The organism is Rhizobium sp. 18055, assembly GCF_902706285.1.
Lineage (GTDB): Bacteria > Pseudomonadota > Alphaproteobacteria > Rhizobiales > Rhizobiaceae > Rhizobium.
On the sequence record NZ_CACSKD010000176.1, the window covers coordinates 1 to 494 of the forward strand.

Annotated in this window: 1 protein-coding gene; it reads right to left on the reverse strand. The window is 69.6% G+C overall.

Annotation, left to right across the window (positions count from 1 at the left end; genetic code table 11):
* A partial coding sequence (locus GVL52_RS31860) for a DUF3418 domain-containing protein (RefSeq protein WP_160012707.1) occupies window positions 1-494 on the reverse strand: 494 nt, incomplete at both ends.

Sequence of the window (494 nt, forward strand, 5' to 3'; positions counted from 1 at the left end):
GCCCGAAGCGGTCGGGCGTGCCGAGCAGCTCGGCCAGGCGCCCGGCGTTGTCCGGCAGCTGGAAGAGGCGGCTGCGCGGGCGCTGCGGCAGGCTTTTGAGCAGCGCCTGGATCGTGTCCTTGAGCGTGCCGGGCACCAGCCATTCGCAGCGGTCCTCGCTCACCTGGTTGAACACGAAGAGCGGCACTGTCACGGTGACGCCGTCGCGCGGTGCGACGGGTTCGTGCAGGTAGGTGGCCGCGCAGTCCACCCCGCCCAGCCGTACCATGCGCGGGAAGGCGCTGGTGGTGATGCCCGCGGCCTCGTGCCGCATCAGCTCGTCGCGGGTGAGCTTGAGCAGGTCCGGCTTCGCCCGGCTGGCCTCGCGGTACCAGGTTTCGAAATCCGCGCCGGTGCAGATGTCGGCAGGCACCTGCTGGTCGTAGAAGGCATAGATGAGCTCTTCGTCCACCAGCACGTCCTGGCGGCGCGACTTGTGCTCCAGCTCCTCCACC